General features: G+C 67.9%; 18 protein-coding genes. 9 read left to right on the top strand and 9 right to left on the bottom strand.

All coding sequences use genetic code 11. The features are described 5' to 3' along the window. Positions 1-221: 221 nt before the first annotated feature. Both ACGF8B_RS39055 and ACGF8B_RS39050 read right to left on the bottom strand, forming a co-directional pair. Positions 222-635, bottom strand: coding sequence for a hypothetical protein (locus ACGF8B_RS39055; RefSeq protein ID WP_124723568.1), 414 nt, complete (start codon positions 633-635; stop codon positions 222-224). A gap of 45 nt (positions 636-680) precedes the next feature. Further along, entirely contained in the window at positions 681-1,316 is a 636-nt protein-coding gene (locus tag ACGF8B_RS39050; RefSeq protein WP_241196958.1) for a hypothetical protein, read from the bottom strand. A 1,110-nt stretch (positions 1,317-2,426) separates the two neighbouring features. Here ACGF8B_RS39050 and ACGF8B_RS39045 point away from each other — a divergent pair. From ACGF8B_RS39045 to ACGF8B_RS39020, 6 genes are all read left to right on the top strand, one after another. After that, entirely contained in the window at positions 2,427-3,677 is a 1,251-nt protein-coding gene (locus ACGF8B_RS39045) for a ParA family protein (protein WP_392747336.1), read from the top strand. After that, positions 3,674-4,942 (top strand): ParB/RepB/Spo0J family partition protein, encoded by a 1,269-nt coding sequence (locus tag ACGF8B_RS39040; RefSeq protein WP_392747335.1) that lies wholly within the window; start codon positions 3,674-3,676, stop codon positions 4,940-4,942. Before ACGF8B_RS39045 ends, ACGF8B_RS39040 begins: the two co-directional genes overlap by 4 nt. 729 nt (positions 4,943-5,671) lie before the next feature. Beyond that, positions 5,672-6,784: a bifunctional DNA primase/polymerase gene (locus tag ACGF8B_RS39035; RefSeq protein ID WP_392747333.1), complete on the top strand. Its 1,113-nt coding sequence runs from the start codon at positions 5,672-5,674 to the stop codon at positions 6,782-6,784. Next, on the top strand, positions 6,781-8,310 hold the full coding sequence (locus ACGF8B_RS39030; protein WP_392747332.1) for a phage/plasmid primase, P4 family: 1,530 nt from the start codon (positions 6,781-6,783) through the stop codon (positions 8,308-8,310). Before ACGF8B_RS39035 ends, ACGF8B_RS39030 begins: the two co-directional genes overlap by 4 nt. Then, positions 8,307-8,696, top strand: a complete 390-nt coding sequence (locus ACGF8B_RS39025; RefSeq protein ID WP_124723573.1) for a DUF6009 family protein — start codon at positions 8,307-8,309, stop codon at positions 8,694-8,696. Before ACGF8B_RS39030 ends, ACGF8B_RS39025 begins: the two co-directional genes overlap by 4 nt. Before the next feature lie 146 nt (positions 8,697-8,842). Next, positions 8,843-10,375 carry an FAD-dependent monooxygenase gene (locus tag ACGF8B_RS39020; RefSeq protein WP_392747331.1) on the top strand — a complete coding sequence of 511 codons (1,533 nt, stop codon included), beginning with the start codon at positions 8,843-8,845 and terminating at the stop codon, positions 10,373-10,375. A 26-nt stretch (positions 10,376-10,401) separates the two neighbouring features. On the opposite strand, the gene ACGF8B_RS39015 is transcribed toward ACGF8B_RS39020, so the two are convergent. After that, entirely contained in the window at positions 10,402-11,073 is a 672-nt protein-coding gene (locus ACGF8B_RS39015) for a ScbR family autoregulator-binding transcription factor (protein WP_124723574.1), read from the bottom strand. A gap of 128 nt (positions 11,074-11,201) precedes the next feature. On the opposite strand from ACGF8B_RS39015, the gene ACGF8B_RS39010 reads away from it, so the two are divergent. Further along, positions 11,202-12,053 carry an SDR family oxidoreductase gene (locus ACGF8B_RS39010; RefSeq protein ID WP_392747329.1) on the top strand — a complete coding sequence of 284 codons (852 nt, stop codon included), beginning with the start codon at positions 11,202-11,204 and terminating at the stop codon, positions 12,051-12,053. Between the two features lie 85 nt (positions 12,054-12,138). Here ACGF8B_RS39010 and ACGF8B_RS39005 read toward each other — a convergent pair whose 3' ends face one another. Beyond that, positions 12,139-13,029, bottom strand: coding sequence for a ScbA/BarX family gamma-butyrolactone biosynthesis protein (locus tag ACGF8B_RS39005; protein ID WP_392747328.1), 891 nt, complete (start codon positions 13,027-13,029; stop codon positions 12,139-12,141). Positions 13,030-13,487: 458 nt separating this feature from the next. On the opposite strand from ACGF8B_RS39005, the gene ACGF8B_RS39000 reads away from it, so the two are divergent. Continuing rightward, entirely contained in the window at positions 13,488-14,123 is a 636-nt protein-coding gene (locus tag ACGF8B_RS39000; protein ID WP_392747326.1) for a ScbR family autoregulator-binding transcription factor, read from the top strand. 541 nt (positions 14,124-14,664) lie between these two features. On the opposite strand, the gene ACGF8B_RS38995 is transcribed toward ACGF8B_RS39000, so the two are convergent. From ACGF8B_RS38995 to ACGF8B_RS38980, 4 genes are all read right to left on the bottom strand, one after another. Further along, positions 14,665-15,228 carry a CGNR zinc finger domain-containing protein gene (locus tag ACGF8B_RS38995; RefSeq protein WP_392747324.1) on the bottom strand — a complete coding sequence of 188 codons (564 nt, stop codon included), beginning with the start codon at positions 15,226-15,228 and terminating at the stop codon, positions 14,665-14,667. A 1-nt stretch (position 15,229) separates the two neighbouring features. After that, complete coding sequence (locus ACGF8B_RS38990) at positions 15,230-17,011, bottom strand: ABC-F family ATP-binding cassette domain-containing protein (protein WP_392747323.1); 1,782 nt, start codon at positions 17,009-17,011, stop codon at positions 15,230-15,232. Between the two features lie 84 nt (positions 17,012-17,095). Further along, positions 17,096-18,805: a ribosomal protection-like ABC-F family protein gene (gene abc-f / locus ACGF8B_RS38985; protein ID WP_392747321.1), complete on the bottom strand. Its 1,710-nt coding sequence runs from the start codon at positions 18,803-18,805 to the stop codon at positions 17,096-17,098. 371 nt (positions 18,806-19,176) lie between these two features. Next, positions 19,177-19,389, bottom strand: a complete 213-nt coding sequence (locus ACGF8B_RS38980) for a hypothetical protein (RefSeq protein WP_392747320.1) — start codon at positions 19,387-19,389, stop codon at positions 19,177-19,179. On the opposite strand from ACGF8B_RS38980, the gene ACGF8B_RS38975 reads away from it, so the two are divergent. After that, the gene (locus ACGF8B_RS38975) at positions 19,382-19,567 is read left to right on the top strand and encodes a hypothetical protein (RefSeq protein ID WP_392747319.1); all 186 of its coding nucleotides are present in this window, start codon (positions 19,382-19,384) and stop codon (positions 19,565-19,567) included. The two genes, ACGF8B_RS38980 and ACGF8B_RS38975, sit on opposite strands and share 8 nt — an antisense overlap. Before the next feature lie 18 nt (positions 19,568-19,585). Here the strand turns inward: ACGF8B_RS38975 and ACGF8B_RS38970 are convergent, their stop codons facing one another. Next, positions 19,586-20,647 carry an alpha/beta fold hydrolase gene (locus ACGF8B_RS38970; protein WP_392747318.1) on the bottom strand — a complete coding sequence of 354 codons (1,062 nt, stop codon included), beginning with the start codon at positions 20,645-20,647 and terminating at the stop codon, positions 19,586-19,588. Positions 20,648-20,794 lie beyond the last annotated feature (147 nt).

Here is a 20,794-nt window from a genome sequence, read left to right as displayed (position 1 = left end):
TATGACGGCGTCTCCATGGGCGCATGGTGGGAACGTAACAAGGCGTTCGGAGCTTGCTTTCGAAGGCCGGTTGCACCAGTGCGGTCAAGGGTGGGGGGCTGTGGACGGCGGCGCCTCGCCGACTGTCGCGCGTACCGGTATAGTGGGGCGCACAACTTGTTGTTCAGGCACAGAGGCCCCGCCATCCCGATGGCGGGGCCTCTGTTTTGTCTTCTGTCGGATCAGGCGATGCGGAGGTCGGGGCGGCCTTCGGCCGGGGGTGCTGCTCGGTATTCCGGTAGGTGGATGGTGGGCAGCTTGCCGCTCTTCATCTCTTCGAGGGCGTACGCGAAGGCGGCTTCCATGTCCGTCACGCTCTCGTATTTGGCGGCGAGTGGGTGGAGTCGGTAGCGGTTGCCCCCGCGGCCTTCGGCACGGGAGCGCAGCACGAGGTTGAGCTCGAACAGCGGCTCCATCAGTGCGCTGACGGTGGGTGGCTTCACCTTGTACTCCACTGCCATCTCGCGCTGGCTCGGGAGTGCGCCGCCGTTCTCGCTCCGGAAGATCAGGTACTGAAGGAATTTCACCGGGGCGGCTCCGATGGGCAGCGCCCAGATCCGCTCAGCGACGAGCGGCGACATGACTGCAACGGCCATCGGTGCCTTCCTCCGTATCGAATCGGCTTGTCGTGGTAGCAAGCATCACCCTGTGCGCTTCCTTCTGACAGGCTCGGGCACTTCGCCATCCAGGTTAAGGTCCAGCGCTTCCTGGTGGTGAACCAGCTCCGGACCAATTCTGTGCGGAAACGCTGTCGGATCGTCATCGTGGTCGGCGGCGATCTGGGCGAGCACTTCATGCTGGGCCGTGCTGTTGCCCTGGAACCAGAGGGTGACATTGAGACGGATTCGCCCGTTTCCTGCTGGTTCGAGCCACTTGTATTCGCAGAGGGTTCGGACGGCACGGTTCACGGTGGGGCGGGTGATCATCTTGGCGCCGGGTTTCTTGGCCGCGAGCCCGTTCAGGCCGTCGGTGATCTCCTGCTGGGTGTACTCCGCGATCCCGGTGCCGGGCCGCTGCCCGCCCGCTACGTACAGGAACACGCACAGCTGGCTCTTCGTGATGCCGTTGGCGATGAAGAGCTGGGGCAGCAGCTGTGTGAACCAGTTGCTGGCGAGGCTGTAGCCGGCGCCTCCGGCGAAGCTGTGGACGGATCGAGGGTCGTTCTCGTACTCGAAGGTGACGCCCTTGAGCTTGCGTTTCCCTGCCCTCGGCTGGGTTGTCTCCGGGGCAGTCGTGCCGAGTTGCTCACCCAACAGGTTCAGGATGTCGTCGAACACGGCGTTGCTCTCCGGCGAGGATGCGGGAGAGGGCACTGCTCGGGGCCGACGCGGCTGGCGCGACGGCGTTTCAGATGTCACTGGACCCTCCTTGTTGCTCAGGCGGTCCGAGGCTATCCCAAAAGTTCGGCTGAGCCTTACTTTTGACGGCTCGACACGCTTCGAGTCTGAGGGGGCGACGCGCTCGCTTCAAAAGTTTGCCTGAGCCGAACTTTCAGTGCAAGAAGGTGGCGGAAGTTAGTCTGAGCCTAACTTCCGGTTTCGTTCTGCAGCACATTTTGATCGAATCGGTGTCGCGGGCCGGGGTGTTCGCCCTGCACCAGCACTCCCCTGACCTGCGGTTTCTTCGACGCGTGTGGTCCATTCAGAAAGTTAGGCTGAGCCTTACTTTTGCGGCCAAATGTGCTGGCCAGGTTAACATTTCGACCTGCCAAATGTGTCGGCCAGAGCATGATCAACATCGCATATATGCAGGTCAGAGGGTTTTGGGGGCTCGGCGCCTCTTATAAAAGAAGACTCGCACCCGACGTACGGGTCGGCGTGGAGCGGGGTGTGTGCCTGTGTCGGCGACGCATCGTCGGCGTCTGCACGGGCTTCAGCCATGGTTCCTGAGCGGACGTCACGAGCTGAGCCATCTACTCACCGGACTGAACCTCAGCCGACGAAAGTCAGCCCCGACGATGGGTTCACGGACTCTGCGGCAGGAGTGCCCACCCGAGCCACCCACTCGGATCGACCACTGCGCCGCTTTTGATCGCCCGCGGTTCCACGAACCCGGCGGACCGCGATGATCCGAGCGCTGAGTGCGGGCCGATGCGGTTGCCACGATGGACAAGATGCCCTGCGGCACATCCAGTTGCTGTCTTTGCGGGTCTGCTCGAAAGCTGAGCGGTTATGGGCGGCGACACCGGCAGGGGCGAAAGGTGCCGCATTATAGCTTATGTTGACCAAGATTGGGCCACTCCCCCACCCTCGTAAGGGGACCTGAGGCTTGGTGAGGCGTTGTTGGGGAGCTATCACGGCGTGATAGCTCCCCAACAACGAAAAAAGAAGACACAGCTAACGCGTCGCGTGCTCAATTGATCTATGGCGTTAGTAGAGTGACGAACTATGACGACACCCGACACCAGGGGCGACCGAGAGAAGGTCGTCTCGAAGCTGCCCTCCTGGCTTCGCCAGGAACTCAAGGTCCGCGCCGTTCAGCACGGCATCGACATGCAGGACGCTGTTGAAGCCGGCATCACTGCATGGCGCGGTCTGGGATCCAACCTCTCCCCCATCGACACGTCTGGGGCGGAGTCGTTCGCGACCTTCCTGCCCTCTCCCCTGTGGACCGGGTTCCGCTCGGACTGCAAGCGTCGGGGGGTCTCCCTGATCCAGGGCCTGGCCCAGTCCGTGCGGGTCTGGCTGGACAGCCATCCCGCACCTGCGGTGAGGCGCCCGGACATCGTCCGACGCGTCGTCATCTGCAATCAGAAGGGCGGCGTCGGTAAGACCGCCGTCACTGCCGGAACCGGCGAGGCACTTGCGGAGGACTCCACCGCCCTGGTGCCGGTCCGTGTCTCCAAGCACTTCGCCGCACTCCTCGAAGAGGACGAAGAAGCTGCCGGCGACCCGCTGGCTCTGGAAGATCTGCCCGGTCTCGGGCAGCGTGTTCTGCTCGTCGACTTCGACCCCCAAGGACACCTCACCAAGCAGCTGGGCCACGCTCCCCTGACGATGGACGGGGACTCTCTCACCAATCACATGGCTGGTGATGGCAAGGGCTCTCTGAGCGATCTCATCGTGCCGATCGAGGAAGACCGGTTCGGTGGGCGCCTGCATCTTCTGCCTGCCTGCACCGATGCGTTTCTCCTCGATGTACGACTGGCCTCCGTCCGTGCACGGGAGTCGGCCCTCGAACGAGCCCTCGCCGCGGTCGAGCCCGACTACGACGTCATCCTGATCGACTGCCCTCCGAGCCTCGGGCTGAGCATGGACGCCGCCACCTACTACGGGCGCCGCCGCCCGCAGGAAGTGCCGGGCAACTCCGGTGTTCTCATCGTGGTCCAGGCCGAGGACAGCAGCGCCGACGCCTACGAACTGCTCACGTCACAGATCGAGGACATGCGCAATGACCTAGCTCTCGACGTCGATTACCTCGGCCTGGTCGTCAACCACTACGACGCCCGGCGCGGCTACATCGCCACCTCCTCGCTCCAGTCCTGGATGGCCATAAAGGATCCGCGAGTCGTGGGCGTCATCGGAGACCTCAAGGAACAGAAGGAAGCTGTCCGTGCCAAGCGGCCGCTTCTTGCCTATGCACCCCGCTGCGAACAGTCCGTTGCGCTTCGCGCCCTCGCCCGGGAGATCAGCAAGTGAGTAAGGCCAAGAACCTCGGGGCCGGTTCCTCCTTCGCCCAGGCTCGCCCCATCAGCGCCCGGCGGGCCGCGATCGGTGCCGCTACGGGTGTGCCGACAGCCGGCGTTCCCGATCCGACCGAGCTCGCTCTGAACCTCATCAGCCAGAACCCCGACAACCCTCGCGAGGAGCTGCGGGATCTGGATGGGCTGGCGGAGAGCATTGCGGAGATCGGCCTTGTCAACGCTGTGACGGTGGCTTCGATCGAGGCCTATCTGGAGGAGCGTCCGCACCGTGCGGCGGACCTCGACGAGGGTGCCCGGTACATCGTCGTCGACGGCCATCGGCGTCTTGCCGCGGCACGTCTTGCCGGCGCTGCAAAGATTCGGGTCAGTGTCGACAACGCCCTTGTCTCCACGGACGAGGCGCTGCTTGAGGCGGCCTTCGTCGCCAACGTCCACCGTGACGACATGAACCCGCTGGAGCAGGCACAGGCGCTTCGTACGCTCGTCGACTTCTACGGTTCTCAGACCAAGGCCGCCAAGAGACTCGGTATCGCCCAGTCGACCATTTCGTCGAAGCTTTCCGTCCTCGACCTGGACCCTCAGCTGCAGGCGGACCTGGTGGAGGGGCGCCGCAAGATCGAGCACGTACGGAATCTGTCCAAGCTGCCGCCCGATGAGCAGCGCCAGCAGGCGGATGCACGGGCTGCCGCAGGTGTTCAGCGACGCTCGGCGGTACGCGAGCTATCACGGCGTGATAGCTCGGAGAGCGTGGCTGCGGATGAGTCGGGGGTCGGGGCCGGTACGTCAGATGGTCTTGCCGTTCCGGACAGCTCCGGAGGACAGGGGGCGTCAGTATCACGGCGTGATAATCCGGGGGAGGTTCCGGCAGGGCTATCACGCCGTGATAGCCCGGGGGAGAGCCAAGCCGATCTATCACGGCGTGATAGCCCGAGCGAGGAGCAGGCGGGCCTATCACGGCGTGATAATCCGGGAGCTCGGGAACCCGAGCTATCACGCCGTGATAGCTCCGATGCTCCGGAAGAGGTGTCGGCGACACACGATGAAGTACCCGGACAGCGTTCGGAGCACGCCGGACGCCAGGTCGCTCCGGCTCAGCTGGCCCCGGGGGAGTCGGGCATCGTCGCGCTCGGCAAGGTTACGAAGATGCCCTGGCACGACGGTCATCAGGTTGCCGACCTTGTTCTGCGGAAGATGGACGAGGAGCAGCGGAAGATCCTTGTCGACAGGATTCTTGCTGAGGGCTCCAACTCGGTTCGATGAGTGGCCCGGTGGGGAGGGGCCGGGGCGCTGGGGTACTGACTCCGGTACCTGGCCCGCCTCCCGCCACGCCCAGGGCCAGGGCCCGCTCACGGGGATGGCCTGCTGCGGGCCGGCTTGTAGTGGCGGGCCGGATGAGGAACTGTCCGGCGGAGCAGGTGTGTTGATTGCTGATGCGACAGAACTCCGCTGGCCAGGCCTGCAGTTTGATGACCTCCGGCAGGCTCGACTGGCTGGTATGTGCTGGTGGGAGCAGTTGTGAGGGAAAGTTGCTTGAACCTGGACAGGGGCGGGTTTGAGTGGCTCGGGTGGTGGGGGAGTGGCCTCAGCGACTGGATGTCAGCGACTGAATAAGTGCTGAGTCGCTTCGTTCCATGAGGGAAAGTCGCAGGTCAGAGGGGTCTGTTGGGGAAACAGCGACTGAAGCGACTCAAGTTTCAGGTATATGGAGACATTCGTGCGTGTGCGTGTGAGCGCGTGTGAGCGTCATATATAGCGACCTTGAGTCGCTTCAGTCGCTGTTCTGTGTCGGATACGCCTCTGACCTGCGGTTCTGTGGACCCGTCGGCGAGCGACTGAGCGACCGTCGGTCTCTGGGCCGTCAGACGTGCGTTTGCTGGGCACCTTGCAGATGCGTACACCTGTTCTGTCCCATGTGCCTCTCCTCTCCCTCAGATTTCGCTAATCTGATTTTGGGAGTTGAGTCGCTTCAGTCGCTGATGGGGGAAGTGAATGGCAGCTGAGCTGCAGGTTTCGCGCAGCGACCAACGGCAGTTCGTAAGATCTGCATCGGTCGCTTCGCAGCCTCTGACAACTGCCTCATGGTGTGCGCGCCAGGGGTGGCCGGTTCATCCTCTTGCTCCGGGCCGTAAAACGCCGGTGGGCAACTGTGAGGTGTGCCGCGTTCAAGGTCATGCCCGAGGGGGGTGCGACTGTATTCGTGAGGGGCGCTGGTGTCATGGTTTTCATGCGGCGACGCTCGATTTCGACCGGATCCAGCAGTGGTGGGGAGCCCGACCCGATCTCGGGGTGGGAGTCGCCACCGGCCCTGCCGGCCTCGTGGTCATCGATATCGATGCGCATGCGTGTGAACTCCCCGACCGTGACCGGCTGCTGCCGGGCGTCGGGATCTCCGCAGGCGTCGACCTGACCGGGCTGGCCAACGGCTTCCACACACTGGGCGTGCTGGCTGCCCTGCGTGGCGCTGCCAGCCCGGCGGAGGACGAGTCGACGCTGCGCGTCCGTACCCCGTCCGGGGGGCTCCACGTGTGGTACCGCAACGACAGCGGTCACCGGTGGCAGTGCTCCTCCGGGTCGGGCGGCGGCCGCGCGCTCGCCTGGCAGGTCGACGTCCGGGCGCACGGCGGGTACATCGTGGCGCCCGGGACCGTGACCGCTGCGGGGGTCTACCGGCCCGTGGGGCCCGTGCGCGTACCGGCCGCGCTTCCCGCCTGGCTCGCCAGGGAACTGGAGCGCACCGGGCATCTGCCGTCCGCTTCCGTGCCGGGGACCCGGCCGGTGCCGCCCCGTGCCCGGCAGGCGGTTCTCGCGGCCGGTGGCGGCCGCGGTGCGGGGGACCGGGTACTGACCGGAGTTCTCGCCGAGGTCGCCGCGTGTGCGGTGGTACCCGAAGGCGCCGCGTTCTCCGAGAAGTTGAACCGGGCCGCGTACACCGCAGGAGGTCTGGTCGCGGCGGGACATCTCACCGAGGACGAGGCGACGCGGGTGTTACAGGATGCGGCCGAGCGGGCCCGTCCGGGGCAGCAGCGGCGTTGTCTGGCGATCATCCGGGGTGGTCTCAGCGCAGGTCTGTCCCGCCCGCTGTCCCTCGGGGGGCGGGCGTGAGCGTGGACGAGGAGAGAGCCCTGTCTGCCTTCGACGTCCAGGCGGTGGCCGCGCAGATCCTTGCGCAGCCGGTTCCGGCGCCCCGGCAGAGCGATGAGTCGGCGCGGTATCAGACTGCCGCCGTGCAGGGGAACGGCGAGGCGACGGCGGACGGGTTGCTGCCCGACACGTTGACCGATCGTGGGAACGCCAAGCTGTTCGTCAAGCTCTACTGCAACGACTACCGGCACGTGCCCGGGATCGGCTGGTACCGGTGGGACGGCACCCGGTGGCAGATCGACGAGGACGACACGGTGATGTGGTCGGCGGGCGATCTGGCCGAGTCGATCGCCACCATGGATCCGCGGGGCGTCTACACACAGACCGCGTTGCAGCAGCACCGCCGCCGCACGCTGAGCACCAGCGGGATGAACGCGATGCTGACCCAGGCGAAGTCCGCCCCGGGGATGGTGCTCAACGCGGCGCGGCTGGACGCGGATCCGTACGCGTTGTGCACGCCCGCGGGCGTCGTCGATCTGCGTTCGGGGCGTATTCGTCCTGCCGAGCCCACGAAGGACTTCCACTCCCGGTCGACCTCGGCCGCGCCGGAGCCGATGCCGACGCCGCGTTGGAACCGGTTCCTGACCGACACCTTCGGCGAGGGGCCGGACGGTGCGGAGATGATCGACTTTCTCCAGCTGCTGCTCGGCTACTCGGTCACCGGGGATGTCGGCGCCCAGGTGATGCCGTTCCTGTTCGGCTCCGGAAAGAACGGCAAGTCCGTACTGCTGGATGTCTTGATGAAGTTGCTCGGGGACTACGCGGACGCGGCGCCTCCGGGGTTCTTGATGTCGCGTCCGTACGAGGGGCATCCCACCGATCTGGCGGAGCTGCACGGCAGGCGCGTGATCGTGTGCAGCGAGGTCAAGCCGGGGGACCGCTTCGACGAGGCCCGGGTCAAGCTGTTGACCGGTGGCGACCGGATCAAGGCGCGCCGGATGCGGCAGGACTTCTTCAGCTTCGAGCCGACGCACAAGATGTGGCTGCTCGGCAATCACCGGCCCGAGGTCGGTACGGGCGGCTTCGCTTTCTGGCGGCGTATGCGGCTGATCCCGTTCGAGCGGGTGGTCTCCGACAATCGCAAGATCGACAACCTGGCGGACATCCTCGTCACCCAGGAAGGTCCGGGCATCCTCAACTGGCTCATCGAGGGCGCCCGTCGCTACCTGGGGGGCGACAAGGACCTGACGGGCCCCGAGCGGGTCCGCATCGCGACCACGGCGTACGCCGAGACCGAGGACCACACCGGGCGCTTCGTCCACGAGACCTGTCGGCTTGAGGCCGATCTGCGCGCGGAGCAATCCCAGCTCTACGCGGCCTACAGGAGCTGGTGCCAGAATGAGGGGGCGCCGGCGATATCGTCCCGGGCTTTCGCGGCACGTGTTCGCGAGGTGGTGGGACTGGCGTCACCGAAGGAAATGATCCTTTCCAACCAGCGCAAGTACTACCCGGGCATCGGCCTGCTCGCGGACGAGGAGACAGTATGAGTGCCCTCATCGCAGAGGACGAGATCGTCGACGAGATGGATCTCGTCTGGCTTGAGGACATCAGTCGGCTCGACTATGTCCGTCAGAGCCTGGACCGGTTGCCGACCCGGCGGGGGAGACCCGCGTACCACCGTGACGGCCGGATGGTCGGGTATGCCCTGCTGGGTCCGAAGGCCAAGCCGTCCCGTTCCTCGGGTACGTTCCGGCGGCGGGTGTTCTGGCTGCTTCCGCACGACCGGGACACCGAGCCCGACGGGCTGTATGCGAGGGGGGCGCCGGCGGAGGCCGTGGATGTGCGGACGCTGGCGCCGGGCAGCAAGGGGCACAAGACCGAGCGCTCGGAGGGCGGTCCGATGTCGTCCACGATGCGGGAGCTTCAGCCGTAGTCTCAGCCTCGACTTCAGCTTCAGCTTTGGCTCTGGCTTCGGTTCCTGGACCGGTGTCGGGCGCAGTGTGCGAGGGGCACCGTCCGGTTTCCTCGGCGGATGGATCAAAAACAGGCCGTCCGGTATATTTTCCACGGGGAGGGACCATGGCCAGGGGAGGCGTCGCGGTGCAGGGGGAACAGCCGGTGCAGGCACAGGTCGTGGTGGTCGGTGGAGGCCCGGTGGGCATGCTCATCGCCGCCGAGCTTGCCGGGTACGGAGTCGACACCGTGCTCCTGGAGTCCAGAGCCGAGGTGTCCGAGCAGCCCAAGGCGACCACGCTGCACGCCCGGGCGGTGCAGACGCTGGCTCGGCGAGGCCACCTGCCGGGGCAGGGGTATCCGTACACCGGTGGCGCGGCGGAGAGCGCCTTCCACTTCGCGGGGCTGCCGGGACTGGTCATCACGGCTCCCGCGCGTGAGCCCGAGCCGATCCTCAAGTGCCCCCAGTCGGAGCTTGAGCGGCACTTCGAGGAACGGGCACTGGCGGCCGGGGCGCGGATCCTGCGCGAGCACCGGGTGACCGAGCTCGTCCAGGAGGAGGCCGTGGTGCGGGTCACGGCCGATGGGCCGCAGGGGAGTGTGGTCTGTCTCGCCGGGTACGTGGTGGGGGCTGACGGCGCCCGCAGCACGGTCCGGGGCCTGGCGGGCATGGCCTCCGACACCCACCCGGCGACGGTGTCCGCGCTCATGGGAACCGTCACGCTCGCGCAGCCGGACGATCTCACCAAGGGCTGGCACCAGACCCCGCGTGGCTGGATCGTGGCCAAGCGGGACGAGGAGGGCCGGACACACATCCGGACGCTGAACTGCACCGGCGCCCACGCGGACCGGCAACTGCCCCCTACTCTGGAGGAGTTGCGGCAGGAGGTGTCCTGGATCGCCGGCCGGGACATCGCGATGGACGAGCCGCGCTGGCTCAGCAGGTTCAGCGACTTCGCGCGGCTGGCCCAGAACTACCGCAAGGGGCGGGTCTTCCTGGTGGGCGACGCGGCGCATGTGCACTTCCCGATCGGCGGCCAGGGCCTCAGCGCCGGTGTGCTGGACGCCCTCAACCTGGGCTGGAAGCTGGCGCTGGCGGTGCACGCATCAGCGGGCGCGGGGTTGCTGGACACCTATGAGCTGGAGCGCCGCCCGGTGGCCCGGCAGGTCATCGACCAGACGCAGGCGCAGCTGGCGCTGATGCGGCCCGGTTCCGAACTTGACGCGCTGCGACGGGTGTTCACCGGAATCCTGTCGGCGGACCGTGCTCACGGGCATCTCGGGGGTCTGATCAGTGCCCAGGACACGGTGCTTCCGAACGACTGGAACGGCGGGGCCTGCGATGGGGCGACGGGCACGTTCCTGCGCAATGCGGTGCTCAGCACGGCGGACGGTGAGACCGATGTGATCGGGCTGCTGCGCGAGGGCAGGCCGCTGCTGCTGCTCTTCGGCGAGGCGGGAGCCGCCCGGTGGGAGCCGGCCGGGGAATGGGCGGGGACCCTGAATGTGGTGTGTGCCCGGCCCACCGCTGAGGTGCCGTACGACGCGCTGCTGGTGCGGCCCGACGGCTACATCGCCTGGGTGCCGGGCGGCCGTGATCTGAAGGAGGCGCTGTCGGCGTACTTCGCCGAGGGCGCCGTGGCTGCGGGGCACCGTTGACGGTGCCCCGCAGGAACGAGCGGTGCTCAGCCGGCCGCTTCGACCAGGTCTCGCATCTCGGCCGCCTTCAACGCCTCGTCGTAGACCGCGGCTCCCCGGCCCTCGGAAAGATCGAGCGAGGCGAGGATCGAGGGCACCACCGCACTGGGCAGCACGTGGCGCATCAGGGCGGAGACCCGCCCCACCAGGTCGCGGTACTCGCAGACGGCCTGCGACATGGACTGGATGCCGGCGAAGGAGCCCACGATGACGTCGGCCGTCTCGGACGGCGAGATGTGGGGCAGCAACTCGCCCTGGGCCTGCGCCTGTTGCAGCAGGTCGAGGCCGACCTCGACCCAGCGCAGAAACGGGCCGCTGCGGTCGAGGTTCTGAGCCAGCTGGTCCATGGTCAGCCGCACGCCGGCCCGGACCATGGGGTCGGTCTGCAGCCGGTGGGCCTGGAGCATCACGACATCCACGATCTCCTGCACCTTGGAGACGCGGGGAGGGACGATGATGCGCTGGTCCTGCTCGGCGAGGACGCCCTGGGCCAGGTCTTCCTTGGAGTGGAAGTGGAAGTACAGGGCGCCCTTGGTGACTCCTGCCTCGGTGAGGATCTGGGAGATCGTGGCCGCTTGGTACCCGTGTTCCTCGAAGATCTTGGCCGCTGCCGAAAGGATCGTCTGACGGGTACGGATGGCTCGTAGCTGCTCAGCCACTCTGCCTCCTCCCTCCTCAGGGTGGTGAACGTCGGGTGGCCGGTAAAGAAACCGTCCAGTTCGTATCTTACAGGCCGCTTCCTTGGCCGTACCGGCCGGAAGAATGTCGGGCAAGAGAGGCAAAACCAATGATTCTTGTCACCGGTGCCACGGGGACCATCGGGCGGGAAGTTGTCCGAAGGATCCCTGCTGACCTGCCAGTTCGCATCATGGCGAGGGATCCGGGGCGGGTCACGGGAGCGGGTGCGGCGGTCGAGATCGTCCACGGAGATTTCTCGGATCCGGGATCGCTGGTGGGCGTTCTGCGTGGTGTTCGCACCGTTTTTCTGGTGACCAACCCCGGCGGTGACGACGACGCGGGTTTCATCCGGGCCGCCCGGTCGGCGGGGGTGCGGCACGTGGTGAAGCTGTCCGCCGCCGCGGTGGACGACAGCCGGGCCGAGGACCTGATCACCCGGTGGCAACGCCGTAACGAAGAGCTGTTGCGCGGATCCGGCATGGAGTGGACCTTGTTGCGTCCCCGCGCGTTCATGTCCAACGCGCTCTCCTGGGCGGGCTCCATCCGCTCGGACGATGTCGTACGGGCCCTGTACGGGGCGTCGTCCAACGCCTGCGTGGATCCGCGCGATGTGGCGGAGGTGGCGGTACGTGCCCTCACCGAGGACGGCCATGCGGGCCGGACTCACACCCTGACCGGGCCGGAGGCGCTCGCCGCGGTCGAGCAGACGGCCCAGCTCGCGGAACTGCTGTGCCGTCCGCTCCGGTTCGAGGAGCTGAGCCCTGAGCGGGCGCGTGCCGGGCTGGGCGCGCGCTATCCGGCCGACATCGCCGATGCGCTGCTGGAGAGCGCGGAGCGCGGCCGTGAGGGCGCGAAGGCGGCGGTGGACGACACGGTCGCCACTCTGCTCGGCAGGCCGGCCGGGACCTTCCGCGGATGGGCGCGCGATCATCTGGGGGCCTTCGGGAACGGGGACCGGTGAGGGTGCACGGATGAGGACACGTGGACGGCGGCCGCCCCGGTGGGTAGCCGCCGTCGGGCATGGTCAAGCCGCTGTTCGGCACGGATCAGCCCCCGTGGGACCCTGCCGTCACCGTGGAGCTGAAGACCGGCGCACCGTCCTGATGGGCGGTCACCAGGACGCTCCGGTGGCCCTCGGGGGAGGCGCCGGGCAGCACGGCCGCCTCGATCGTGCACGGGGAGTCCAGCTCGACGTACCGCTTGAACTCATTGGCGATGACGAGCGGGAGGTAGGACGACCGGCCGAGGGCCGCCGCCGTGGCCTGGCGGGCGGCTTCTACCAGCACCATGCCCGGCACATGGTCGACCGCGTGCTCGAAGAGCACGGGGTGGCGGGTGTCCACCCGCAGCTGCCAGTGGTTCTGCTCGTCGGTGGGGGAGAGCACCACATCCATGGGGGACATGCGCCCGACGCTCTGCGGGGCTGCCGGGCTGCTCAGTGGCAGCTGCTTCGGGTCGCCGTCGGAAACGCGCGCTCCGCGCACCCGGCGGTAGACCGCGGGCGCCATGCAGGAGAAGGAGCCGCCACCGGTCGCGACGATGTTCCCGTCATGGTGGAAGACCGCCTCGAAACGCAGTCCCGACAGGTTCCGGCCCCGCCGGTTGATCTCCGTGCAGTGCACGTCGATGCTGAGGGAAGCCGGCTCGTACCCCATCAGCAGGTACTGCGGACATACGGAGAGGGCGAGGTCCCAGACGAGGAACTGGTGGCCGAAGGGCACCCCGAACTCCGCGTGTCCCAGGAGTATGCCGATCTGGCGGACCGTCTCGCAGCCTATGAGCGGATCGTGGTGGCCGTCCGCGACCGGGGTGAAGAAGCTGTGGCCGCGCGGCCAGTGGGCGGACACGACGAAGTGGGTGTCGTCGATTCGGTCCCAGCCGGTGAGCATGACCTCATCGACGGTGGTCCGGTGTACGAGTTCTTTGGGAACGGTCATAGTCAAAGTGGTGGGGTAGAAGCCGCCAGGCTTGATCGTGGACGCCTTGGCGCCCCTTGCCAATTCTCTGTCGAACGCTGCCCGTTCGACCTGAAACGTGCTCGCAGACATTGCTCCCCCTGGGCGGGTGCGAGAGGTGTGGTAAGGGCTGTTCCTTGGCCCGAAAATACAGACCAGCCGGTTTAATTTCTAGTGTTCTTGGCCCCTTCTAGCCCAAAAACAGCGGAGGGGTTCACTCCGATTCGCCTGTTTCTGAGGGAACGGGCCAGGCCGGCGCGTTCCGGAGTCGGGGTTTGCGCAGCCCTTGACTGTGTAGATCGGGATACGTCGTGGTGTTCCGGTGCACGGGTTGGGCCGCTTCGGGATTTCAGGGGGAAGGAGCGAGATCCTTCAAAAACCGCATGTACGGTTTGTTATAGTTGCCGCCTGTCCTTTGGCAAGCACGGCAACTTCTGGCAATGACGGAGCAGTTGATGGCCAAACAGGAACGTGCGGTGCGTACGCGTGACACCCTGATCCGGTCCGCGGCCGAGGTCTTCGACCGTGATGGCATCTCGACGGCGTCGCTCACCGCGATCAGCTCGCGAGCGGGGGTGAGCAATGGGGCGCTGCACTTTCACTTCGCCAGCAAGGCCGCCCTGGTGGACGTCGTCGAGGAGGTGGCGCTGACCAGGTTGCTGGCCGTCACGAGCGGCACGTTGCCACTCGGGGCGAGCCATGTGCAGCTTCTCGTCGACGTCACCCACGCGCTCGCCGACGCGCTGCGCGTCGATGTGGTGCTGCGCGTCGGCTTTGCGCTGAGCGGCGAGACGTCCCGCGTGCGCCGGGTCGATCTGCGGGAGCGCTGGCGCTGCTGGGTCGAGGAAACGCTGCAACGGGCCGAGGCCGAAGGCGAACTGTGCCGGGGGGCCGAGATCAGGGACGTGGGTACCGCCGTGGTGGCCGCGACCGTGGGATTCGAGGTGCTCGGGGTGCGGGACTCGACGTGGCTCGCGGCGTCGACGGTGGCGCGGTTCTGGCGGCTGCTGCTGCCGTCGCTGGTGCCGGCGGTACGCCTTGCCGGAATCGAGGCCGGGGGGACCCGGAGTCCCTAAGGGCTGTCCCGCAATTCCTGGCGGGCGTGCGACGACAGCTACGGCACCTCGCCGCGTTGTCGGAACGTCCACATACATCCAGTATGTGGACGTCCCACCGCCTTGCGATGCACCGCATCTGACGCCGCACGCTGTTCCACCAGGAATTGCGGGACAGCCCTTAGGCGTGGTTGACGGAGCCCCGGTCCTCGCGTGGTGCGAAAAGGGCCGGGGCTTCCTGGTGTTCGGCCGAGGCGGTCGGCTGTCGTGGCCGGGGCGGGCCGGGTGGGTTGCCGATCAAGGAAAGGGGCCGCCGGTTGTCCTGGGGAGCCCTATCGGGTCCTCGGTGTTCCTCGGTGATTCCTCGGCGATGTATTGCGCGAACGGCCGGCGGTGATCCTGCGCCGAGACGCGTGGAACACCGTCGACAATTCCGAAGTCTCCAACTGCGCCCGGCCTTTTACTCGATGGCCGGAGAGATGCCCTGCAGTGGATCGATACGGGCGGCGTGAAATTGCTACTGACCGGCCGTTGCCGGCGGGCGGTTGCTGTTGGTCGGCCGCTACTGTGCGGTCGCCGTGTGCGCGCTCTTCTTGCGGGCGCGGTAGGCGGCCGCCTTGATCTTGTTCCCGCAGGACTCCATGCCGCACCACTGCCGCCGCATCCCGCGGGAGCGGTCGATGTAGATGCGGGTGCACTCGGGGTTGCCGCACTCCTTGAGCAGGGGTACGTCCGGCCCGCTCAGGAGCTCGACCGCTTGGCGCGCCACGGTGGACAGGGCTTCGTCCGGCGTCGCTTCCGTCCAGCGCCCCGAGGCGGTGAGCTGCGGTGCGGCGGGCGGTTTGCGCGCCGCACCGTTCAGCACGTCCAGGGCGTCGTCGGCGTACTCCTCACCGAGGCGGCGGGCCGTGACCAGTCGGTAGACGGCCTCCCGTACGGCGATCGCGTGGTCGACGTCGGCCCGGCCGCCGGGGGAGACCGCGTCGACGATGCCCGATTCCAGGTACCACGCCCTCAGCCGCTCCGGCGTCACGAGCATTTCGAACCGCACCGAGCGCCGTGCCCGGAGTGTCGCGGCGAAGTCGAGCGCCGGATTTCCGCATACGAAGACATGTTCCAGGTTCACATCACCATTCTGGCAGGTGACGATCGGGCGGGCAAGGCTCGTCACCGTGCGCGCGGCCGGAGCGCAGCCGGATCTCGCGGCCCTGCCAGCGTCTGCGCAGCCAGCGGTCGTGGCTGGCCAGGACGATCGCGCCGGGCCCGGTACCCAGGGCGGCCTCCAGCTCGTCGCACAGCCGAGGGGACAAGTGGTTCGTCGGCTCGTCGAGCAGCAGCAGCTCCGGCGGACGCGCCACCAGGAGCGCCAGTGCGAGCCGGCGGCGCTGACCGACCGACAGCTGAGCGACCGGCTTGTCCAGGTCCGCCTCGTGCAGCAGCCCCAGCGAGCGCAGCGGGACCATTTCCGCCCGCTCGGCGCCGAGCGAGCGCTCATAGGTCTCCCGGCCGGTCCGGTCGGGGCGGGAGAACACGGTGTCCTGGGCCAGCAGGCCCACTGTCAGCCCAGGTCGTCGGCGCACGTCGCCCTCGGCCGCGAGGCGCCCGGCGAGCACGGACAACAGCGTCGACTTTCCCGCGCCGTTGCCGCCCGTGACGAGGAGCCGCTCGGTCGCCGGTACATCCAGTCGTGCGACGGCGAGCCTGCCCGGCACCCGTACATCGCGCAGGGAAACGAGGGGGGTGAGGGAGTCGGAGGGGCCAGGACAGTCGGGAGAGCTGGGGGAGCTGGGGGAGCCAGGAGAGGTGGGGGAGGCGGGGGAGCCAGGAGAGGTGGGGGAGGCGACCGCCGGGGTCTCGGTGGGCGCGGTGGCCGTCAGTGCGGTGCCGTGGAATCGCAGCGGCTGCGGCGGCTCACCGGTCTGCCTGTGCTCCAGCCCGTCCAGCCGGCGCGTGGCATTGCGCACCCGTCGCGAGATCTGGCTCTGCACCCGACCGGCACGATGGCCGTAGCCCATCTTCTCGTTGTCGCGCCGCTCCCGGTCCGGCGCCACGAGGTGTGCGGTGACCCCGGCCGAGTGGCGCAGCGCCGACAGTTCCTCCTGCTCCTCGGCGTACCGCCGCTCCCAGCGCTCCCGCTCGGCACGCTTCTCGTCCAGGTAGGCGCTGTAGTTGCCGCCGTAGCGGACCGGGCCGTCCATGGCCGGGTCGAGGTCGACCAGATCCGTGCAGACGGCGTCGAGGAAGGCCCGGTCGTGGCTGGCCACCACGACGACCCCGGGCAGGCCGCGCACCTGCTCCTCCAGGAAGGCGGCGGCGCCGTCGTCGAGATGGTTGGTCGGCTCGTCCAGCAGTAGCGCCGAAGGGCGCCGGACCAGCAGCGCGGCCAGCGCCAGCCGACCGCGCTGCCCGCCGGAGAGGGAGCCGAGCGTCCGGTCGTGCCGGAACGCGCCGAGGCCGAGCCCGTCGAGCACCATCGCGGCCCGCCGGTCGGCGTCCCAGGCCTCCCGGTCCTGGGCCTGTTCGAGTTGTCGGCCGTACGCGTCGAGCAGCTCGGTGGAGTCGGGGGAGTCCTGCGGTACGTGGGCGAGCCGTTCGGTGAGACGTTCGAGTTCGGCCAGATCGTCGCGGGCCTCTCGCAGCGCCTCGTCCAGCACGTCGGCGATCGTCGACGCGTCGTCGAACGGCAACTCCTGGTGCAGAAAACCCAGGTCGGCAGGGCGGATGACGCTCCCGGCATCGGGTTCGTCCACTCCGGCGAGCAGCCGCAGCAGCGTCGACTTGCCGACGCCGTTCTCCCCGATCAGCCCGATGCGGTGGCCGGGGGAGGCGGTGAGAGAGACGCCGTCGAGAACCCGCCTGGCTCCCAGGGTGCGGACGACGTCGTGGGCGAGCAGGGACGGTCGAGACATGGTGGTCCACCTGATGTGAGCAGTGCTGTGGCCCGCCGGGTGGTGTTCCACCTCGGGCGCGGGCCCGGTCGGCACATCAGCGGCTCACATCTCGGGCGTTCCCGTCGTCCGCGTCTCTGTTTCGCGTGTCCCCGTCTCCTGAGTCCCTGTTCCGCGCGTTCCTGTCTCCGGCGCTCCGGTCTCCGTCAGCCTGCCGTCGGCCAGCCGCAACCACCGGTCCACGCCGATCCGGGCGAGAAATCGCTCGTCGTGGCTGACCACCACGAACGCGCCCCGGTACGAGCCCAGCGCGCTCTCCAACTGGCCCGCGCTCACCAGGTCCAGGTTGTTCGTCGGCTCGTCCAGGAGCAGCAGCTGCGGAGCTGGTTCGGCGCACAGCACACAGGCCAGCGTGGCGCGCAGCCGCTCGCCGCCGGACAGCACCCCGACCGGGAGATGGGCCCGGGGGCCCCTGAAGAGGAAGCGGGCGAGCAGATTCATCCGCTCCGCCTCTGTCCGGTGCGGTGCGGACGCGGTGAAGTTCTCTGCGACCGTACGGTCGAGATCCAGCAGGTCCAGCCGCTGCGACAGGTAGGCGATCCGGCCGTCGGCCCGCTTGATCTCCCCGCCGTCCAGCTCCAGTTCGCCATTGAGCAGCCGCAGCAGCGTGGTTTTCCCGGAGCCGTTGGAACCGGTCAGCGCGATGCGCTCGGGGCCCCGGACGGACAGGTCGACACCTGCTTCGGTGAACAGGTCCCGGCCGCCGTGGCGTACCTGCATCCGCTCGCCGAGCACGAGTGTGCGCCCGGCCGGCACAACGGTGTCCGGCAGGTCCAGCGTGATGCGCTGCTCGTCGCGCAGGGCGCGCCCCGCCTCGTCCAGCCTGGCCTTGGCGTCGGAGACCCGGGACGAGTGCAACTGGCCGGACCGGCCCGCGGACTCCTGGGCGCCGCGCTTCATGTTGCCGGCGAAGATGCGTGGCAGGCCCGCGCTCTTGAGGTTGCGGGCGGCGTTGCTCGCGCGGCGCTCGGCGCGTTCGCGGGCCTGCTGCATCTCCCGCTTCTCCCGCTTCAGCTCTTGTTCGGCGTTGCGGATGTTCTTCTCGGCGACTTCCTGTTCGGCCCGCACCGCCTCTTCGTACTCGCTGAAGTTGCCGCCGTAGAAGCGCAGTTCGCCGCGTTCGAGTTCGGCGATGCGCTCCATCCGGTCGAGCAGCGCCCGGTCGTGGCTGACCAGCAGGAGGCAGCCGTTCCAGTCCTCCAGTACGTCGTAGAGCCGGTGGCGGGCGTCGAGATCGAGGTTGTTGGTCGGCTCGTCGAGCAGCAGTACGTCGGGCCGCTTCAGCAGCTGGGCCGCGAGACCGAGCGAGACGACCTGGCCGCCGCTGAGCGTGTTCAGGCTTCGGTCGAGGGCGAGACCGGTGAGGCCGAGCCGGTCCAGCTGGGCCCGGGTGCGTTCCTCGATGTCCCAGTCGTCACCGATGACCGTGAAGTGTTCCTCACTCACGTCCCCGGACTCCACGGCGTCCAGGGCCCGGATCACCGCGGCGACGCCCAGGACCTCGGCCACCGTGAGATCACCGGTGAGGGGAAGGCTCTGCGGGAGATGGCCGAGCGTGCCGCCCACGGACACGGAGCCGGCCCCGGGCCGCAGCTCTCCGGCGATCAGCTTGAGCAGGGTGCTCTTGCCGGAGCCGTTGGGCGCGACCAGGCCCGTCCGGCCGTTGCCCAAGGCGAAGGACAGGTCGTCGAAGACCGGGGTGTCGTCGGGCCAGGCGAAGGAGAGGTTCGAGCAGATGATGGCGGCGTCGGACATGGAGATACCTCGAATGAGATACGGGCAGGCGCAGAATGCTGCCCGGAACATGGAAGAAGGGGACGACGGAACGGCCACGACGGCGATGCTCCTGGGCATCGGCCGGTGGCCTGACAGATCGGGGTCTCACCCCGAGATGTCGTCGTCACCCACCATGTCTGGTCTCCTCAAATACGCGATCAACGCTCTCGCGAGCTTAACAGCAGCCCCCCGGCGCCTCCTCGCGGTTTTCCTGTCGAGCGGAGGGGAGCGTGCAGGGGGCGGGCCTGGGGCAGGCCGGGCCCGGGCCGGGCCCGGACAGATTCGTGGCGGGCCGGGGGCGAGTGCGGGCGCGTGACAGATGCTGGACAGGCTCGGGACAGGCGCGGGGGTTACAGGCCGAGGTCGGCAGCCAGGCAGGAGAAGGACATCCACGAACCCTCCGGGTCGTACGCATCCCTCGCGGACTCGTGCGGCGAGGCGGGCCGCACCTCGACCATGTCCTGGTAGGGCACGCGCTCGGGCAGCTTCCCGAACCGCTCGTGCCGGGCCGCTGCCGCGCTGTCCACCGCGATCTCGGTGTTCACCGTGTTCACCGTGTTCACCGTGTTCACCGTGTTCACCGTGTTCACCGTGTTCACGGTGCCAGCAGTCTTTGCGGTGCTGGCAGTGCTTGCGGTGCTGGTGTTCATGGCCGGACTCCGCTCGATCGGTTGCGGATCGCGCCGTAGCGCCGGGCTGATATCAGGGTCACACCAGGTTCGTCACCTGTCAAGCCGGTGACGATTCTGAGTGGTGCGGTCAGAAGCGGTCCACATCCATGACGGCCCGGGCGAAGTCGACGGGTGCTTCCTGCGGCAGGTTGTGGCCGATGCCCCTGAGGGTGCGGTGGTCGTAGGCGCCGGCGAATCTGTCGCGGTACGAGGCGTCCCCGTCCGGTGCGGTGAAGGGGTCGCGCTCGGCGTCGAGGGTGATGGCCGGAACCTCGATCACCGGCCGCGCGGCGAGCTGCTTCTCGAAGTGGTCGTAGCGGCGCTCCCCGTCGGCGAGGCTCAGCCGCCAGCGGTAGTTGTGGATCACGATGTCGGCGTAGTCGGGGTTCTCGAAGGATGCGGCCGTGCGCTCGAAGGTGGCGTCGTCGAAGTCCCAGGTCGGCGAGACGGTGTCCCATACGAGCCGGTTCAGGTCGCGCCGCTTCGTGGGGTCCGCCATGGCCTTTCGGCCCCGCTCCGTGGCGAAGTAGTACTGGTACCACCAGGCGTGTTCGGCCGCGGGCGGCAGCGGCTCCAGGTTCATCGCGAGGTTCGTGACGAGGTAGCCGCCCACCGACACCAGGGCCTTGCAGCGTTCCGGCCGGAGCGCCGCGACGATGCCGGCGGTCCTCGCCCCCCAGTCGAAGCCCGCGAGCACCGCCTTCTCGATCTTGAGGGCGTCCATCAGGGCGATGACGTCGAGCGCGACCGCCGACTGCTGGGCGTTGCGGAAGGTGCGTGCGGAGAGGAAGCGTGTCGTGCCGTGGCCCCGGAGGTGGGGAACGATCACGCGGTACCCCTCCGCCGCCAGCAGTGGGGCAACGTCGACGAAGCTGTGGATGTCGTAGGGCCAGCCGTGCAGGCAGATGACCACGGGGCCGTGGGCGGGGCCGGCCTCGGCGTAGCCGACGTTCAGCAGGCCCGCCCTGACCTGCTTCAGGGCGGCGAATGACGTGTGCGAACCGGGGCCGGCCGTGGGAGTGGCCGATGCCCCGGCCCCGTCCTGCGCGGCGGCGGACGCGGGTGGGGGGACTGCCAGGCCCGTCAGGGAGGCGGCGGCCGTGCCGGTGCCCAGTCCCATGACCTTGCTGAAGGTACGCCTGTTGATCATTCGTAGCCCTTCGTACGAGTCGAAGTGCGGACGCCGAACTGTCCCACGCGGTTCGTCACCAGTCAAACAGGTGACGCATTCGGTCCGTGCGTATGGTGTTCGGCTTATGTCTCGACGAACTCGACGAACTCCACGAACTTGACGAAC

The sequence above is a fragment of the Streptomyces sp. NPDC047917 genome (genome assembly GCF_043204345.1).
Taxonomy (GTDB): Bacteria; Actinomycetota; Actinomycetes; order Streptomycetales; family Streptomycetaceae; genus Streptomyces; species Streptomyces sanglieri.
Note: the sequence above shows the minus strand (reverse complement) of the source record. Positions and strands in the feature narration are given on the sequence as shown.